General features: G+C 54.0%; 16 protein-coding genes. 4 read left to right on the top strand and 12 right to left on the bottom strand.

Annotated elements, in window-relative coordinates; genetic code table 11:
• Positions 1-125: 125 nt before the first annotated feature.
• Positions 126-698, bottom strand: a complete 573-nt coding sequence (locus ABD920_RS06595; RefSeq protein ID WP_345157707.1) for an L-threonylcarbamoyladenylate synthase — start codon at positions 696-698, stop codon at positions 126-128.
• A 110-nt stretch (positions 699-808) separates the two neighbouring features.
• Positions 809-1,210, bottom strand: a complete 402-nt coding sequence (mce, locus tag ABD920_RS06590; protein WP_345157705.1) for a methylmalonyl-CoA epimerase — start codon at positions 1,208-1,210, stop codon at positions 809-811.
• A gap of 116 nt (positions 1,211-1,326) precedes the next feature.
• Between mce and ABD920_RS06585 the strand changes: the two genes are divergently transcribed.
• The 4 genes from ABD920_RS06585 to ABD920_RS06570 all read left to right on the top strand — a co-directional run bounded on the left by ABD920_RS06585 (position 1,327) and on the right by ABD920_RS06570 (position 3,839).
• Positions 1,327-2,541, top strand: coding sequence for an IscS subfamily cysteine desulfurase (locus ABD920_RS06585; protein WP_345157704.1), 1,215 nt, complete (start codon positions 1,327-1,329; stop codon positions 2,539-2,541).
• A 121-nt stretch (positions 2,542-2,662) separates the two neighbouring features.
• Entirely contained in the window at positions 2,663-3,076 is a 414-nt protein-coding gene (iscU, locus tag ABD920_RS06580) for a Fe-S cluster assembly scaffold IscU (RefSeq protein WP_345157703.1), read from the top strand.
• Positions 3,077-3,088: 12 nt separating this feature from the next.
• Positions 3,089-3,499, top strand: coding sequence for a hypothetical protein (locus ABD920_RS06575; protein ID WP_345157702.1), 411 nt, complete (start codon positions 3,089-3,091; stop codon positions 3,497-3,499).
• Positions 3,500-3,512: 13 nt separating this feature from the next.
• The gene (locus ABD920_RS06570) at positions 3,513-3,839 is read left to right on the top strand and encodes a HesB/IscA family protein (RefSeq protein ID WP_345157701.1); all 327 of its coding nucleotides are present in this window, start codon (positions 3,513-3,515) and stop codon (positions 3,837-3,839) included.
• 77 nt (positions 3,840-3,916) lie between these two features.
• Here the strand turns inward: ABD920_RS06570 and ABD920_RS06565 are convergent, their stop codons facing one another.
• From ABD920_RS06565 to ABD920_RS06520, 10 genes are all read right to left on the bottom strand, one after another.
• Positions 3,917-5,221 (bottom strand): T9SS type A sorting domain-containing protein, encoded by a 1,305-nt coding sequence (locus ABD920_RS06565; protein WP_345157699.1) that lies wholly within the window; start codon positions 5,219-5,221, stop codon positions 3,917-3,919.
• A 219-nt stretch (positions 5,222-5,440) separates the two neighbouring features.
• Positions 5,441-7,336, bottom strand: coding sequence for an amidophosphoribosyltransferase (locus tag ABD920_RS06560; RefSeq protein ID WP_345157698.1), 1,896 nt, complete (start codon positions 7,334-7,336; stop codon positions 5,441-5,443).
• A gap of 13 nt (positions 7,337-7,349) precedes the next feature.
• On the bottom strand, positions 7,350-8,855 hold the full coding sequence (locus ABD920_RS06555) for an NADH-quinone oxidoreductase subunit N (protein ID WP_345157697.1): 1,506 nt from the start codon (positions 8,853-8,855) through the stop codon (positions 7,350-7,352).
• On the bottom strand, positions 8,856-10,598 hold the full coding sequence (locus tag ABD920_RS06550; protein WP_345157696.1) for a complex I subunit 4 family protein: 1,743 nt from the start codon (positions 10,596-10,598) through the stop codon (positions 8,856-8,858).
• Between the two features lie 130 nt (positions 10,599-10,728).
• Positions 10,729-12,915, bottom strand: a complete 2,187-nt coding sequence (gene nuoL / locus ABD920_RS06545) for an NADH-quinone oxidoreductase subunit L (RefSeq protein WP_345157694.1) — start codon at positions 12,913-12,915, stop codon at positions 10,729-10,731.
• Positions 12,916-12,924: 9 nt separating this feature from the next.
• Complete coding sequence (gene nuoK, locus ABD920_RS06540) at positions 12,925-13,236, bottom strand: NADH-quinone oxidoreductase subunit NuoK (protein ID WP_345157693.1); 312 nt, start codon at positions 13,234-13,236, stop codon at positions 12,925-12,927.
• Between the two features lie 2 nt (positions 13,237-13,238).
• On the bottom strand, positions 13,239-13,751 hold the full coding sequence (locus ABD920_RS06535; RefSeq protein WP_345157692.1) for an NADH-quinone oxidoreductase subunit J family protein: 513 nt from the start codon (positions 13,749-13,751) through the stop codon (positions 13,239-13,241).
• A gap of 49 nt (positions 13,752-13,800) precedes the next feature.
• Positions 13,801-14,247 carry a hypothetical protein gene (locus tag ABD920_RS06530; protein WP_345157690.1) on the bottom strand — a complete coding sequence of 149 codons (447 nt, stop codon included), beginning with the start codon at positions 14,245-14,247 and terminating at the stop codon, positions 13,801-13,803.
• A gap of 20 nt (positions 14,248-14,267) precedes the next feature.
• Entirely contained in the window at positions 14,268-14,885 is a 618-nt protein-coding gene (locus tag ABD920_RS06525) for a NuoI/complex I 23 kDa subunit family protein (RefSeq protein WP_345157689.1), read from the bottom strand.
• Positions 14,882-15,985, bottom strand: coding sequence for a complex I subunit 1/NuoH family protein (locus ABD920_RS06520; protein ID WP_345157687.1), 1,104 nt, complete (start codon positions 15,983-15,985; stop codon positions 14,882-14,884). The genes ABD920_RS06525 and ABD920_RS06520 overlap by 4 nt, the downstream gene beginning before the upstream one ends.
• Between the last annotated feature and the right edge of the window lie 98 nt (positions 15,986-16,083).

The following is a 16,083-nucleotide window of genomic DNA, read 5'->3' as shown; positions in this document are numbered from 1 at the left end:
TGCCGGGCCTTCCGCAAGGCCAAAAGCGCAGGCCTGTGTATATAACCTCTTTTATTGGTAAAGCCATATATAAACCGCCTTAGGAAGCAGCCCCAAAGTATATAAAGTATATAAAGTATATATAGCTAATCGCGCAGCACTTCCTGCCTTCCATTGGGTTTTATTCTCACGATGCGCGAAGGCTTCACCTGCAGCGTCTCTTCCTGCCGCCACTGCACCACATGGTCTACGCGCTCTTTTATCTCCTCGGATACTTCCGCAAACGATTTGGGGGCCGGCTCTCCGCTGATATTGGCCGAAGTGGAAACAATCGGCCCGCTAATCTGGCGTATCAGGCGTCGGCAAAACTCATCCTTCACGATTCTCACCGCCACAGACCCGTCCTCGGCCAGCACCTCTTCGGGTAAATTCCTGGGTTCGGAGAACACATAGGTCGTCGGCCGCTCCTGTTCCTCCACGGTTTGCTCAAAATCATCCGGCAGCGATTTTATATAATGCTGTAGCATCTGCTGGTCGGCCACCAGCAAAATCATGGCTTTAGACGGTTCGCGCTCCTTGAGCTTCACAATCTTCTGCACGGCCGCCACGTTCCTGGCATCGCAGCCTATTCCCCAGACGGTGTCGGTGGGGTAAAGTATGACGTTGCCCAGCAGCAGCTCCTCTTCGGCTGCCTGTACGGCATTTATCAGCTGTTTCATGTTTTTATGGTTGCTTGTTGGTTGTTGCTAATTGTTGGTTGTTGATTGTTAAGGAAGAGAAGCCTTGGCTGTCACAACCATATAGCAATCAACAAACCAACAACAAACAATCAAGAAATTTCCTGCGTCAGTTCTATCAACACCCCGCCAGCGCTTTTGGGGTGAACGAAGCACACAAGCTTATTGTCAGCGCCTTTCCTGGGCGTTTCGCTCAGCAGCGTGAAGCCTTCCTGCCTCAGCCGCTCCATTTCCTTCCCTATATCCTCTACCTCAAACGCGATGTGGTGGATGCCTTCCCCCCGTTTCTGGACAAACTTGGTGATGGCACTGTCTTCGGTCGTCCCTTCCAGTAGCTCGATCTTGGTGCCGCCCACTTTGAAGAAGGAGGTATTCACATTCTCCGCCGGGACAAACTCTGTCTTGTAGGGTTCTACCCCTAATAGTTTAAAGTACAAAGCATTTGCCTCGCTAAAATCTTTGACAGCTATCCCTATATGTTCTACGTTGCGCATTTTGAATTTGTAATTAGTCTAAGTAAGCTTTTTTTAGTAATTTTGCGTGGAAATCAAAACTAATAATTTCTTTCAACTGTTTACAAAACAGACAATAAATAGAAAAAAACAGTGCTATGCTAACACTTCCTATATACCTGGATAACAATGCCACTACGCCGTTAGACCCGCGTGTACTGGATGCCATGTTGCCTTACATGACCAGCATGTTCGGTAACGCCGCCTCCCGTAACCACGCTTTTGGCTGGCAGGCGGAAGAGGCTGTTGATTATGCCCGCGACCAGATCGCCGCGCTGATCAACTGTTCTCCAAAAGAAATCATCTTTACTTCGGGTGCTACCGAATCTGATAACCTTGCCATCAAAGGCGTTTATGAGATGTACGCCTCCAAGGGAAATCATATCATCACCGCCACCACAGAGCACAAGGCAGTGCTGGACACCTGCAAGCACATCGAGAAAATCGGCGGCAAGGTAACCTATCTCAAAGTAGACTCCGAAGGCCTGATCGACCTGAACGAACTGGAGAACGCAATTACGGACAAGACGATCCTGATCTCTATCATGTACGCCAACAACGAAGTCGGCGTGATTCAGCCGATCCGCGAGATCTCTGCCATTGCGAAGAAGCACGGTATCCTGTTCTTTACCGATGCGACGCAGGCGGTAGGCAAGATTCCGGTGGACGTGGAGGCAGACGGCATTGACCTAATGGCTTTCTCGGCTCACAAGATGTACGGCCCGAAAGGCGTTGGTGCTTTATATGTGCGCCGCAAGAACCCGCGTGTGAAAGTAACGGCCCAGATGGACGGTGGCGGCCACGAGCGCGGCATGCGCTCCGGCACTTTGAACGTGCCGGGCATTGTTGGCCTCGGCAAAGCTGCTGAAATAGCAAAGCAGGATATGGAATCAGACAACGCCCGTATCTCTGCCATGCGCGACCGCCTCGAGCGGGAACTGACCACCATCGAGGAATCCTATGTAAACGGGTCGCGTGAGCACCGTTTGCCGCATGTGTCCAACATCTCCTTCAAATATGTGGAGGGGGAAGGCCTGATGATGGGAGTGAAAGACCTGGCCGTATCTTCCGGATCGGCCTGTACTTCAGCCTCCCTGGAGCCGTCTTACGTACTAAAAGCATTAGGTCTGAGTGATGACCTGGCGCATTCTTCCCTTCGCTTCGGCCTGAGCCGCTTTACGAAGGACGAGGAAATTGACTATGCCATCGACCATGTGAAGGAGGCGGTTTCCAAGCTTCGTGAACTATCCCCGCTTTGGGAGATGTTCAAAGAGGGTATCGACCTTGACTCTATTGAGTGGGCAGAACACTAAGACTTAAATTAAAAATTAGAAGTTAAAAATTAGAAATGGTTTTAAAATATAGCCTTTCTGATTCTTCACTTCTATCTTTAATTTCTAATTTATAATTTTTAATTTCTAATTAATAGAAGCTATGGCTTATTCAGATAAAGTTATTGACCATTACAGCAACCCACGTAACGTAGGTACGCTTGATAAATCGAAGGCAAGTGTGGGCACCGGCCTGGTAGGTGCCCCGGAGTGCGGCGACGTGATGCGCCTTCAAATTGAGGTGGATGAGAACCAGATCATCACAGACGCGAAGTTCAAGACGTTCGGCTGTGGTTCTGCTATCGCTTCTTCCTCGCTGGCGACAGAGTGGCTGAAAGGCAAATCAGTAGACGAGGCCTTGACTATTGACAACATGGCTATTGTGGAAGAGCTGGCTTTGCCGCCGGTAAAGATCCACTGCTCTGTGCTGGCTGAGGACGCCATCAAATCTGCTATCAACGACTATCGTGTAAAGAACGGCTTACCGGCTTTTGAGCTGGCCAAGTCACACCACTAAGAAACGGACTCAATGGAGTCAAAAAACACGGATGTGCATGTAGAGACTGCACGCATTCAAAAGCAGATTGAAAACCACTTAGGCATAAGCGGCGACAGTCTGCTTTTTGAATTCAGGCACATCGACAACAAAGAGCGGCTCGACCTGATTACGGTGAACCCGCGCCACCACCAGTCGTTCCTGTTTCACTCTGAAATAGGGTATGACCGGGTGGATGCCCTGCGCAAGATGCTGGCTTACGTGCAAAACCACCGCGACCAGGAGAGTTCATATACCGTGCAGTGGATTTCGCGCGACAACAAGGAGCTGAACACTTCTTATTTCAGGGCGCGCCATATGTACGAGGCGCTTGATAAATTATACTATGGCCGAGACATGAACACCATCACCGTTTTCAGCGTGGTGCTGAATCCTGTCTCCTAAACTTATATATGTTATGATCACAGTTTCTGACAAAGCAAAAGAGAAGGTTGTAAAACTGAAGCAGGATGCCCAGTTGGACGATTCGTTCCGCTTGCGCGCTTCTGTGGCAGGTGGTGGCTGTTCCGGCCTTTCTTACAACCTCGACTTCGACGATGAGGTGAAGCCGATGGACCAGGAGTTTGAGGACAAAGGCGTGAAAGTGGTCGTGGACATGAAGAGTTTCCTGTACCTGGCGGGCACAGAACTTGACTTCTCCGACGGCCTGAACGGCAAGGGGTTCTACTTCAACAACCCAAACGCCACCCGCACCTGCGGCTGCGGCGACAGCTTCTCAGTGTAAAGAACATTTACTTTTATCAAACAGGAAGGCCCGGCTATATATAGCCGGGCCTTCCTGTTTATGACGCTATTTTGATTTCACTTTTTGATGAAACGCGTCGCCTGCCGCTGCCCCTGTGCATCGAGCAACACGAGTAGATAAGTTCCTGTGCTCAGTCCACGAACATCCACGCTGTGTTGCCTCGTGTTGGTTGTAAGCGATTCCTGGACCAACTCCCTTCCCAGCATATCCATTACTAGCGCCGCCTTTACGGTGTTGTCCTGCGCGAGGTCGAGCTGCAGGAAATCTGTGGTGACGGTGGGATATACCTTTGAGACGACGGCATTACCTCCCCGGCTTACAGCCACTACCTTCGAAAAGGTGAAGCTTCCATCTTCGTCCACCTGCTTCAGCCGGTAATAGGAAGTTCCTGCCAATGGCTGCTCATCCGTATAAGCGTACTCTGTCTCCAGCACAGTCGTGCCTTTGCCGTCAGCCTTGCCGATTTCCTCGAAGGCCAGGCCGTCGGCGCTACGCTCTATCAGGAAATAGTCGTTCTGGTCTTCGGAGGCAGTAAGCCACTTCAACGACACGGCAGTTCCTTTGCTGAAGGCTGAGAAGCGGGCCAGCTCTACCGGCAGAACCACGACAGGTCCATCCACTTCTTCAAGTGTCCATGTCAGGCTGAAATCGTCAATAGCTAGGCCATGGTCCGCCTCCAGCTCATCCGCGTCTTTCCAACGCAGCATCAGGTAATGCCCGACCGGTATGGTTACCGCTATCAGAGCCGACAAATGCCGCCTGTTGGCGGCGGCGTTCCCGTTCAAGGCCTTCCCTTCTGTATAGAAATGCGGCCCTCTGAAATCCAGATCAGGAAAAGGTATCCAGCCTTCCTCTGACTTGGGCGATAATTTGAAGGTAGTTTTATCGCTGCTGACAGCATAATGGAAAGTCGTCTTATGCTCTCCGGCGGTCTTGTTGGAAATGCGCCACTGCTCCCCGTAAAAACTGATATCAATAAAGTTGATCGGTGCACCTGTATTATTCTGCAGGAGCAGTCCCCAGGCAAACTCACCCATAAGCAGCGAACTCTGTGCGCCTAAGGCGCGCTCTGTAGACCCGACAGCGCCAAAGCTGTACAGGTTTCCGGAAATAAGGTTACCGGGGCTTACCACGATCGCGTTGCCTGCCTTCGTCCGCTGCACATACCAACCCTCCATATAACTGGTACCGCTCTCCCAAATCCCGTCTTTGGCGGCCGGCAGCGAATTAAAGTCCTGGGTGTAGGTGGTGATGTCACGCTGCATGCTGACCTGTGCAGCAGCGGGCTCTGAAAATAGCACTGCATAGATCATAAAAATAGCCATACCGATATGGCTAAAACGGGTAAATAGTTTACTCATGAGTGCAAACAGGTTTAGGATTTAAATTGATTTTAACTTATAAATACTTATACAGGAGTAAGAATAGATAGAAGCCAAACCTGATGTAGATTCTTAAAGTTCAAATAAATAATTAAATTTTCATCTCATGTTATATAGCACTATTATATATAAAACAAGCGCCTGCCCCGACTAAGTCAGGGCAGGCGCTTGCTGTTTTAACTTAAGAGAAAAAGGCGCTTAGTACGCTCTTGCCATTTTATTTTCCATGAAGTTCATGAAGGCTCTGTTCACCACGCCCGTGCCGCCTGGGGTCGGGTAGTTTCCGGTGAAGTACCAGTCGCCTTTGTGGTTCGGGCAGGCGATGTGCAGGTCTTCGATGCGCTGGTAAATCACCTGCACCTCGGCGTTCACATCCGGCGCTTTCACTATCTCAGACACTTTTACAGATATTTCATCGGTCGTAAACAGGTCGTACAGTTCCTGCACGTAGTTTGATTCTTTGAAGGCCGAAGTGCCCTCCAGGGCCGCACATTTATCATAAACTTCCTCCGCCTTAAAGTAAAGACCCCTCTCCTTGAGCAGGGCCAGCAGCGCTCTGAATGCCACAAACTCCTTCATGCGCGACATATCGATGCCGTAGCAGTCAGGGTAACGGATCTGAGGGGCGCAGGACACGATGATGATTTTCTTCGGCTCCAGTTTGTCCAGCATCTTGATGATGCTTTTCTCCAGCGTGGTACCGCGTACGATGGAGTCATCCAGCACCACCAACGTGTCGATGCCTTTCTTCACCACCTCATATGTCGTATCATATACGTGCGTCACCAGGTCGTCGCGGCTGTCGTTGTCGGTGATAAAAGTGCGCAGTTTCACGTCCTTTATCACCAGCTTCTCCGCGCGCGGCTTAAACTGCAGGATTTCATCCAGCTGCTCTTCCGTCAGGTCCTGATTCAGGATCGCCTTTTTGCGGTATTCGCGCAGGTGGTTCTCTATGCCCTTCATCATGCCCAGCCACGACGACTCAGCCGTGTTAGGGATATAGGAGAACACCGTGTTTTTAAGGTCGTAGTTGATGGCTTCCAGAATCTGCGGGCATAGCAGTTTGCCCATGTTCTTGCGCTCAGTATAGATCTCCGGGTCGTTGCCCCTCGAGAAGTAGATGCGTTCGAAACTGCAGGAAAGTTTCTCGCGCGGTGGCACCACTTCTTCGTGCTTCACGGTGCCCGCCTTGTCCACGATCAGCGCGTGGCCCGGGCTTATTTCCCTGATTTCGCTGTACTCAATGTCAAAAGCTGTTTTGATCGCCGGTTTTTCGGATGCGACCACCACCACTTCGTCGTCTATATAGTAGTAGGCCGGACGGATGCCGTTCGGATCGCGCACCACAAAGGAGGCGCCGTAGCCTGTGAGGCCTGCCATGGCGTACCCGCCGTCGAAGTCGCGGCAGGCACGGCGCAGCACTTTCTGCAGGTCCAGGTTCTCCTCAATCAACTGCGTGATCTCCTGGTTGGTGTGGTCGCCTTTTTTGTAATGGTTGAACTTCGCCTGGTTCTCCTCGTCCAGGAAGTGACCGATTTTCTCCAGCACCGTGATCGTGTCGGATTTCTGCTTCGGATGCTGCCCCAACTCCAGCAGTTTCTGGAACTGCTCATCCACGTTGGTCATGTTGAAGTTACCGGCCACGGCCAGGCTGCGGCTGCGCCAGTTGTTCTCGCGCACCATCGGGTGGCAGTTGTCCACGCTGTTGACGCCGTGCGTGCCGTAGCGCAGGTGGCCCAGGTACACATCCCCCAGGAAAGGCGTGTTCTCCCATATCCATTCCGTGTCGTTGGCCCTGTCCGGGTGCTCCTCTTTCAGGTGCTTGTATTCTTTGCCGATCTTGCCGAAGATGCTGTCGATGGCGCGGGTTTTCACAGAGCGGAAGCGGCTGATGTACTCGATGCCGGGCAGAGCGTTGATTTTGATGCTGGCCACCCCGGCTCCGTCCTGCCCCCGGTTGTGCTGCTTCTGCATCAGCAGGTAAAGCTTGTTGATGCCATACATAGGAGTGCCGTACTTCTCTACGTAATAGCTGATTGGTTTTCTGAGCCTGATTAGGGCAATACCGCATTCGTGCTTGATAGCGTCGCTCATGAGTGCTATAAAATTATGGTGTCTGTGCCAGCACTTGTTCCATCCATGTCAGCAGCAGGTCGGGTTTAAAAAACAGGAACAGCAGTGGCAGGGCAAACAGCGCAAGCAGCAGTTTATCCGACAGTGAAATAACTAAATTTTCCTCTCTAAAATTCCCTTTAAAGAAAAGGTAGTATGGTATCTTGATATAGTAAAATAACGCCACGCCCGTCAGCAGAATACCGGCGATCAACAGCATGAGCAGCAGGTTGTTCTGGGTGAGTGCATATGCCTCCCACACATTACTGAAGATGAGCAGCTTGCCCATAAAACCGGCCAGCGGCGGCAGCCCGGTGAGCGAAAGCAGGTACAGCAGCGCCATCACGCCTATATACGGATACGCGCGGCCCAAGCCGGTGAAATCCTCCAGCCGCTGCACGCCAAACGCATCTTCTGCCAGTTGCAGGAACAGGAATATTCCGAAATTCATGAACAGCAGCACCGTGAGGTAGAACAGCACGCTTGCCTGGTAGTCGGTGCCGAAGGCGAGCAGGCCCGTGAGCAGGAAACCGGCGTGCGACACCGAGGAATAAGCCAGCAGCCTCCGGGGGGTACGCTGCCAGAGCGCCGTAAAATTACCGATTACCAGCGTCGCGATGGCCGCTACCCCCAGGAACAGCTGCACATCATGATAGGCCAGCGGATCCGTGAAAGCCGTCACAAACCGAAGCACAACCACGATGCCCGCCATCTTCGGACCGGTAGAGAACAATGCCACGATGGGCATGGGCGCGCCCTGGTACACGTCGGGCGCCCAGAAATGGAACGGGACCGCCGATATTTTAAAGAAGAACCCGGCAAAAACCAGCACCGCCGCCACCGTCACCAACTGCGTGTTGGCCTGCAACAGCGACAGCCCGAAGGTGTCGGAGGTATAATGGAGCGTGCCGGTGAGGCCGTAGAAAAACGACATGCCATATACCATCACACCCGCCGAAAACGCCCCGTAGAGAATGTATTTCAAGCCAGACTCCACGGCCCGTTTCTCTTCCTTTAGCGTGAGGGTTAATATATAGGAGGCGATGGAAACGGTCTCGATGGCCAGGAAAACCATCAGCAGGTTCACCGATTTGGCCATCAGGTTGAGGCCGAGCACCAGCATCAGCAGCAGGGCGTAATATTCGCCTTTGCCAGCTATTAGCCGCTCCAGCTGCCTGTTCTGCAACGAGAGCAGCACAGTGAAGATACCGGCCGCGCTGAACAAAATGCCCGCATAGCGCGCCAGCCCGTCAGACAGCAGCAGGTTCAGGAAAGCCTCCTCGCCATCGGAATATCCCCCGGAGATCTGCACCAACAGCGCGGCGAAAAACCCGGAGAGGGCCAGCCAGGGCAACAGGCGCTTTACTGTAGCTGACTTGAAAAGATCCAAGGTAACGAGCAGCAGGAAAAACCCGGCCAGCAGCAGCTCGGGCAGCAGCGCCCCCGCTCCCGCCACAATGGCGTCAATGGTCTGGGAAAGGTATGCCGCCTGCTCGTTCACTTAGCGTAAAATGGAGGATAAAACCATGTCGAGCTGCTCCTGCCCGTTCAGCAGCATCATTTCGGTGAACCCGTTCACGGCCACGCCTGTCTTATCGAGGAGCAGGTGCGGGAAAATGCCGAACAGCAGCGCCAGCAGCGCCAGCGGCACCAGCATCAGGTACTCTCTTGTGTTGAGGTCGGTCATAACAGCGTGCTCGCGCAACTCCGGGAAAATCCAGTATTTGCCGAAGAACATGCGCTGCAGCGCCCACAAATAATACGCCGCCGCCAGCAGCAGGCCGAAGACGGCCACCACCGTGAGCCAGCGCGGCAGCATGCCCGTTGCCTCCGGGGCACTGAAGCCCCCCACCAACACCAGCAGCTCCGCAATGAAGCCCGAGAAGCCGGGCAAGCCCAGTGAGGCAAAGAACGCAATCACCACAAACGTGGTATAGGCCGGCATCACACCCGCGAGGCCCCGGAAATTCTGAATCACGCGGTCGTGGGTGCGGTCATATATAACCCCCACCACCAGGAAGAGCATGGCCGATATAATACCGTGGCTGAACATCATATAGACCGCGCCGTTCACGCCTTCGGTGGTGAGCGAGGCCAGGCCCAGCAGCACAAACCCCATATGCGACACCGAGGAATAAGCGATCAGCTTTTTCAGGTCGTTCATGGCCAGTGCGTTCAGCGCGCCATATATAATCGAGAGCACGCCCAGCCCGCCAACCAGCACCGAAAAGTAGGCGGCGGCATCCGGGAAAACAGGGAAAGCGATCCGGATAAGGCCGTAGCCGCCCACCTTCAGCAGGATGGCGGCCAGCAGCACCGAGATCGGGGTAGGCGCCTCGACGTGCGCATCGGGCAGCCAGGTATGCACCGGCACGACCGGCACCTTGATGGCAAAACCGGCGAACAGTAGCAGGAACGCCACAAATCGTATCGGCATATCCCACAGCCGCACCCCCGACAGCACATGCAACAGGCTGTCCGGCACAAAGTTGGCCGCCTCCATCATGGCCGGGATGCTGAACGTGTGGACCATGTCCTGGCTGCTGATCTCGTTTTGCTGCAGCATCTGCTGCACCTGCCGGATCACATCCCTGGTGATGCCGGCTTCCCCTGCTAGCCCTATCTGCAGCGCTGTAGCCGCCGGATCTACGACCGAGGTATAGAGCCCGATCATCACGATCAGGATAAGGAGCGAGCCGACGAGGGTATATATAAAGAACTTAATGGCCGCGTACTCGCGCTTCGGGCCGCCCCATATGCCGATCAGGAAATACATGGGCAGGAGCATGAACTCGAAGAAGAGGTAGAAAAGGAAAAAATCAAGCGCCAGGAAGCAGCCCATCACGCTGGTGAGCAGCAGCAGGTAGAGCAGGAAATAGCCTTTCAGGTTTTTGGTGATCGTCCAGGAGGAGACCACGCCAATCACCCCGACAATGCCAGTGAGCAGCACCAGGCTGACGCTGATGCCGTCCACGCCCAGGAAGTAGTCGATCTGAAAGCGGCCCAGGTTGCCGAGCGAGAAACCGATCCAGCGGACCTTTTCCAGGAACTGGTAACCCTGCTGCCCATTGGCAAAGGCAGCGCCGTCGAAGCGGGAATACAGGAGCACAGCCAGGCCCATTTGCACCAGCGCCCCCAGCAGCGCCACCACCTTAATCGGTTTTTGCAGGTGCGCCGGCAGCAGCAGCACAACCAGCGCCGCCAGCAACGGTGAAAAAATGAGACTACTGAGTATAAAATCCATCAATATTATATAGACATAATTACCAAGACGTCAGACACAGGCTTTATATATCCCCTCTTTCTCCCATGCATCCGCCGCATATATAGCATGTCTGTACAGCCATCTCCCTTTCAGCCTGCAAACTTAACCATCAAAACATGAGGATGTACAGGATAATCAAAATAAATCCGAAGAGGGAGTACGCATAGTATGATTGCACCTTCCCGTTCTGCAGTCCACGGCCCACGCGCCCAAACAGCCGCGGCAGAACCGCCACCAGCCAAACGGCCCCGTCCACGATCACTCTGTCGAAGCCCCCGATGAATTTCGCCAGCACCACCAGCCATTTGCTGCCGTAGTTCAGGCTATAATCGATCACGCGCTTGTCCAGGCGGTACAGGCCACGGGATAACAGCTGCGTCGGCTGCACAAAGATTTTCAGGTAGAGCCGGTCGAGGTAAAAGTGTTGGAAGGAGAGCTTCTCAAAAGCGGTCTGTGGCTGCTCCTGCCGCAGTGCCTCCGGGGTTCTGCTCTTATATTTCGCGACTGCCAGCCCGATGCCGGCCACCCCCAGCACTGCCGACAGCACGCCAATGATGATGTGTGCCGTCTGGTTTGCCTCGTCCTGCGCCGCCACCGCCTGCAGCAACTTTTCAGCCAGCAGCGCCCCTTCGGTTGTCTGTTGTTCCAGGCTGATGCCCTGCATGACCCAGCTGCTGCTGAAACTGAAAGGATTGAGCGAGAAGAAAACCCCGAGGGATAGAACACCCAGCAACACCACGGGCAAAGCCATCACGCGCTCCACCTCCTGCCCCGCCGACACCCGCAGTTCCCGTACATCAAACGGCAACCTGAACGCGCCGAAGAACATAAACCACAGGTGCCTGCCCATATAGAAAGCCGTCAGTAACACGACCAAAAAGCCAATAAGCGGCACTATATAAAACAAGAAGTTGCCCCCTGCACTCATGGCCTGCGCCCAGGCCCAGCTACCGGACAGTATCGCGTCTTTGGAAAGGAAACCGGAGAAGAGCGGCAGGCCGACCAGGGCGGCGGCGGCCAGCAGGTAGGTATAAAACGTGAGCGGCAGCACTTTGCGCAGCCCGCCCATGTTCCGGATATCCTGCGCGTCCACGTCGTGGGGCTGGTGGGTGTGGTGCAGCCCGCGGTGCATGGCGTGGATGATGATCCCGGCATTCAGGAACAAAGCCGCCTTGAAAAACGCGTGCGTGGTGAGGTGGAAAAGGGAGGCATCGTGCGCGCCGGTGCCCATGCCCATCACCATATAGCCCAACTGCGAAATAGTGGAAAAAGCCAGTACCGCTTTGATATCATACTGGGTGAGCGCGGCAATGGCCCCCAACAAAGCCGTGACGGCGCCCACAACAGCGATAACCGTAAGGGCATCCAGGGTGAAAAAAGCATAGCAGCGGGCGAGCAGATAGACCCCGGCAGCCACCATGGTTGCGGCGTGTATGAGGGCGGAGACAGGCGTCGGCCCCTGCATGGCATCCGGCAGCCAGACCTGCAGCGGAAACTGCGCCGACTTTCCAACGCACCCCATAAACAAGCCCAAGCCGGCAAACGTCAGCAGCAGCGTCGGCATTTCCACCAGCCACGTCTGCCCGTTCACGATATAGGTCAGCGCAAACCCCTCTGCTGTCCATTCGCCGGTGCCGATCAGTGCCCGCAACGCTTCCAAATCGAAGGTGCGGAAATAGGTATAGAATGCGAACAGGCCCAGCAGCAAGCCAATGTCTCCCACCCGGTTCACCAGGAAGGCCTTTTTACTGGCCGCAATGGCCGCGGGCCGCTCCAGCCAAAAGCCGATAAGTAAATAAGAAGAGAAGCCAACCAGCTCCCAGAACATGAAAAGCAGCAGCAGGTTATCCACCAGCACAATGCCCAGCATGCTGAAGGTAAACAGGCCAAGGTAGGCGAAGTAGCGGCTGTAGCCCTGGTCGCCGTGCATATAGCCTACCGAGAAAAGCTGGACCAGCAGGGATATAAACGTGACGATCACCAGCATCAGCACGGTGAGGTTGTCGAGCAGCACGCCAGCCGTAAAATCAGTGACGGTGCCGCCAAGCGACGGCAGGCTAAACCAGACGGTGCGGCTGTGAAAGGTGGCGGTGTTCCAGGTTTGGGCGAAAAGCCGGAGGGACAAGGCAAAGGCAAGCGCCCCGATCCCGATTCCCAGCCAGTCGCCGCGGCGCGGCAGGCGCCCCCCGAACAGGGCAAGGGCTGCGAAGCCCAGCAGTGGCAGCAACAGGATAAGCAGGGCCAGGGTTGTCTGGGGGGTGCCCGCCAGCGGCGCTATAAGTGAGGGGAGATCCAACGTGTGCTGCTATTTGTTAAGTTGATTGATCTGGTTCAGGTTTGCCGTTCTGAAGTACTGGTACACCCGCAAGACAATGGCCAGCGCCACGGCAGCCTCGGCGGCGGCCACCACCATCACGAACAGCGAGAACAATTGCCCCTGCATCAGCGTGGCATCGTACCGGCTGAAGGCAACCAGGTTCAGGTTTGCCGCATTGAATATCAGCTCGATGCCCATCAGCACCACCACCGCATGCCGCTTCGTGATCACAGCCATTACGCCCAGGCTGAACAGCGCCGCGCTCAAAAGCAAGATATGTTCTAACGGGATTTCCTCCATTACTATACGTTCTGCTTATCGGTGGCTATATAGGCGGCTCCCATCAGAGCGATCAGCAGGAGGAGCGAGGCCAGCTCAAACGGAATGACGAAGTCGGTCATCAGCTTGATACCGATGGTTTGCACCGTGCTCTTCTGAGCGCCCAGCACATTCGTGTCGGCGGCCTGCAACCAGGGCAGCGCGCTGAGGTTGGCATGGAGGATGGTGTGGCTCAGGCCAACCAGGATGAGAAACGTGATCACCGTTCCCCACACCTTGTTCACGCTCTCCGACAGCACCGACTGGTCGTGCACCCGGCTGCTCAGCATGATACCGAACAGGATCAGCACCAGCACGCCGCCCACATAGATCATCAGTTGCGTGACCGCCACAAAATCCGCGAACAGCAGCACGTAGATGCCCGCCACGCTCAGCAGCGTGACTAGCAGCGCAAAGCCCGCGTACAGCAGGTTGCGCGTCAGCACCATATATGCCCCCGAAAGTACGGCCAGTAAGGCGAAGATGTAGAAAAGCATTCTTCTCAGTTATCAGTTAACATCGATCAATTATCAACATATAAAAAGCTTAAACTTGTGCTTTTTTCAACAAAGCCCGCTTGATGTCATCATACCCATCAAATATATCTGGAATTACTATATATGTATTATCTTGTGTCTTAACATAAAGGTGGGCCTTCTTTTCTTCAACAGTCACAATTCTATTTAAAAAAACACTTTTTAGCCTCCTTCCTCTATCATGTCTGATTAGCTCATCACTTGTCAATTCAACATATTGGTTGTTAAGCCTTTGATTGAGCAACTTTGACATTATCATTTTCTCACCAAGCACCGTGATGAAGATTATGACAAAGAAAAATACCACAGCATAAGGAGTTTCTAAAGCAAGAGTCTTCCCTATAAACAATATCCAGAAGAGTATGACATACAAGAGTCCGTACTTTAAGGCAAACTTAGTAGGAGTAACCTTGCTTGCTTTATAGCTCTTTTCTTTATCGATGCTATATATGGTCATATGTGGTATAGTTCCTGTTCTTACCCCTGCTGCTTCCGGGCTGCCAGCGCTGCTGCTTTGGCCGCTGCCATTTCTTCCTGCTGCTTCTCAAACAGCCGCTGCTTTTCCTGGGCCTGCTCCGGCGAGAGGTCGGTGAAATGGTATATCATGTTCTTGATGTCCACTTCCGCGAAATCATATACCGGCGTCATCGTCAGGCAGTCAGTGGGGCATACGGCAGTGCAGAGGCCGCAGTAGCAGCACTTGGCCATGTCGATGTCGAACACCGGCGCGTACAGGCGCTTCTTGGTCCCGTCTGAGGTCACACCAATGTCCTCCGTCGCCTTCACCGACTCGATGGTGATGCAGTTGACGGGGCAAACCTTGGCGCAAAGGTCGCACACAATGCAATCGTCAATTTCGTTATGCAGGCGGTAACGGCCGTTGTCGGGTACGGGCAGCGCTTCATACGGATAGGTGAGCGTCGCCAGACCGTCCGGCTGCTTGAAGTAGCTGTCGTCGGACACGTAAACCGGTTTGCGGCGCTCGTTGGCGTTAAAGAAGTGCCGAAGCGTGAGGCGCGCCCCGCTCACCAGCGACTTCACCACGTGCCAGAACCCGGTCTCGTGTTTATATGCCTTTTTTTCTATCGTCTTCATATCATCAGTAGTCGCCATAAGCCTGCTAATAATACCACTATCAATGCCGTCGGGGTCAGCACTTTCCAGCACAGGTGCATGAGCTGGTCCACGCGCAGGCGCGGGTATGTCCAGCGTGCCCACAGCTGCACAAACAGCAGCACAAACGTTTTAGAGAGTAGCCAGAAAGCTCCCCACAGGATGCCGGAAATCTCGCCGACCGTACCGGTGGTCCAGTTGGCAAGGTGTGCGGGGCCAATGTTCGGGAGCGGCGTGTTCCAACTCCCCAGGAAAAGGATAACCGCCACCAGGCTCACCAGCACCATCATGCTGTACTCCGCCAGAAACAATACCGCGAAACGGAAGCCGGAATATTCCACGTGAAAACCCGCCACCAGTTCCGATTCTGCCTCCGGTATATCGAACGGGGCACGGTTACTCTCGGCCAGCGAGGCGATGAAGTATATGATGAAGGCTACCAGCAGCATGGGGGCCCGGAAAATGTTCCAGGTGGTGATGCCGCCAATGTTGGTGGTGTCGATGCCCAGCGCCTGAATGCCGAAGAGCCAGTTTGTTTCATATCCCAATCCCGGAAAGGCATTCATCAGCACCCCCTGCTGGTAGCTGATTTCCTGGAAGTCCAGCGACTGGCAGATCATCACAGCAGACAGGATAGCCAGCCCGGCCGGAATCTCATAAGAGACAATCTGGGCTACCGAGCGCATGGCCCCCAGCATGGCGTATTTGTTGTTGGAGCCCCAGCCGGCCATCAGCAACCCGATCACATCCAGCGAAATAATGGCCAGCAGGTAAAAAACGCCGATGCCAATGCCTGCAGGCACCAGGTCAGGGGTGAAAGGTATTACTGCGAAACCAGCGAAAACAGCAGCAAAGATGAGGATGGGTGCTAGCTTGAAAAGGCCTTTGTCAGCCTGCGTGGGCACGATGTCTTCTTTCTGGAGCAGCTTCAGCACGTCCAGCACCGCCTGCAGCGAGCCATAGGGCCCCGCCTCGGTCGGGCCCAGGCGGTCCTGCATGAAAGCCGCCACCTTTCGCTCCGCGTACGCCAGCACAATCACGACTCCGAGTAAGAGCATAAGTGTCAGTAGGAAAGCGAGCATAGGCAACCGGGGTTTCTTAAGGCAGTAAAGTTAGGGGTTAATGTGCGAATGTGCTAATCAGGAGGCAGGGGAATTGACGTTTCGGAAAGCAGGGTCCT

The sequence above is a fragment of the Pontibacter saemangeumensis genome (genome assembly GCF_039541895.1).
GTDB classification, from domain to species: domain Bacteria; phylum Bacteroidota; class Bacteroidia; order Cytophagales; family Hymenobacteraceae; genus Pontibacter; species Pontibacter saemangeumensis.
The sequence above is the reverse complement of the archived record's forward strand: the minus strand, read 5'-3'. Positions and strand labels throughout refer to the sequence as shown.

Coding starts and splice junctions, on each gene's coding strand:
- nuoK (WP_345157693.1), bottom strand. CDS start 13,236: ATGGAGGAAATCCCGTTAGAACATATCTTGCTTTTGAGCGCGGCGCTG.
- ABD920_RS06530 (WP_345157690.1), bottom strand. CDS start 14,247: ATGACCATATATAGCATCGATAAAGAAAAGAGCTATAAAGCAAGCAAG.
- ABD920_RS06520 (WP_345157687.1), bottom strand. CDS start 15,985: ATGCTCGCTTTCCTACTGACACTTATGCTCTTACTCGGAGTCGTGATT.
- ABD920_RS06570 (WP_345157701.1), top strand. CDS start 3,513: ATGATCACAGTTTCTGACAAAGCAAAAGAGAAGGTTGTAAAACTGAAG.
- iscU (WP_345157703.1), top strand. CDS start 2,663: ATGGCTTATTCAGATAAAGTTATTGACCATTACAGCAACCCACGTAAC.
- ABD920_RS06560 (WP_345157698.1), bottom strand. CDS start 7,336: ATGAGCGACGCTATCAAGCACGAATGCGGTATTGCCCTAATCAGGCTC.
- ABD920_RS06595 (WP_345157707.1), bottom strand. CDS start 698: ATGAAACAGCTGATAAATGCCGTACAGGCAGCCGAAGAGGAGCTGCTG.
- ABD920_RS06525 (WP_345157689.1), bottom strand. CDS start 14,885: ATGAAGACGATAGAAAAAAAGGCATATAAACACGAGACCGGGTTCTGG.
- ABD920_RS06575 (WP_345157702.1), top strand. CDS start 3,089: ATGGAGTCAAAAAACACGGATGTGCATGTAGAGACTGCACGCATTCAA.
- ABD920_RS06550 (WP_345157696.1), bottom strand. CDS start 10,598: ATGGATTTTATACTCAGTAGTCTCATTTTTTCACCGTTGCTGGCGGCG.
- ABD920_RS06535 (WP_345157692.1), bottom strand. CDS start 13,751: ATGCTTTTCTACATCTTCGCCTTACTGGCCGTACTTTCGGGGGCATAT.
- mce (WP_345157705.1), bottom strand. CDS start 1,210: ATGCGCAACGTAGAACATATAGGGATAGCTGTCAAAGATTTTAGCGAG.
- ABD920_RS06565 (WP_345157699.1), bottom strand. CDS start 5,221: ATGAGTAAACTATTTACCCGTTTTAGCCATATCGGTATGGCTATTTTT.
- ABD920_RS06585 (WP_345157704.1), top strand. CDS start 1,327: ATGCTAACACTTCCTATATACCTGGATAACAATGCCACTACGCCGTTA.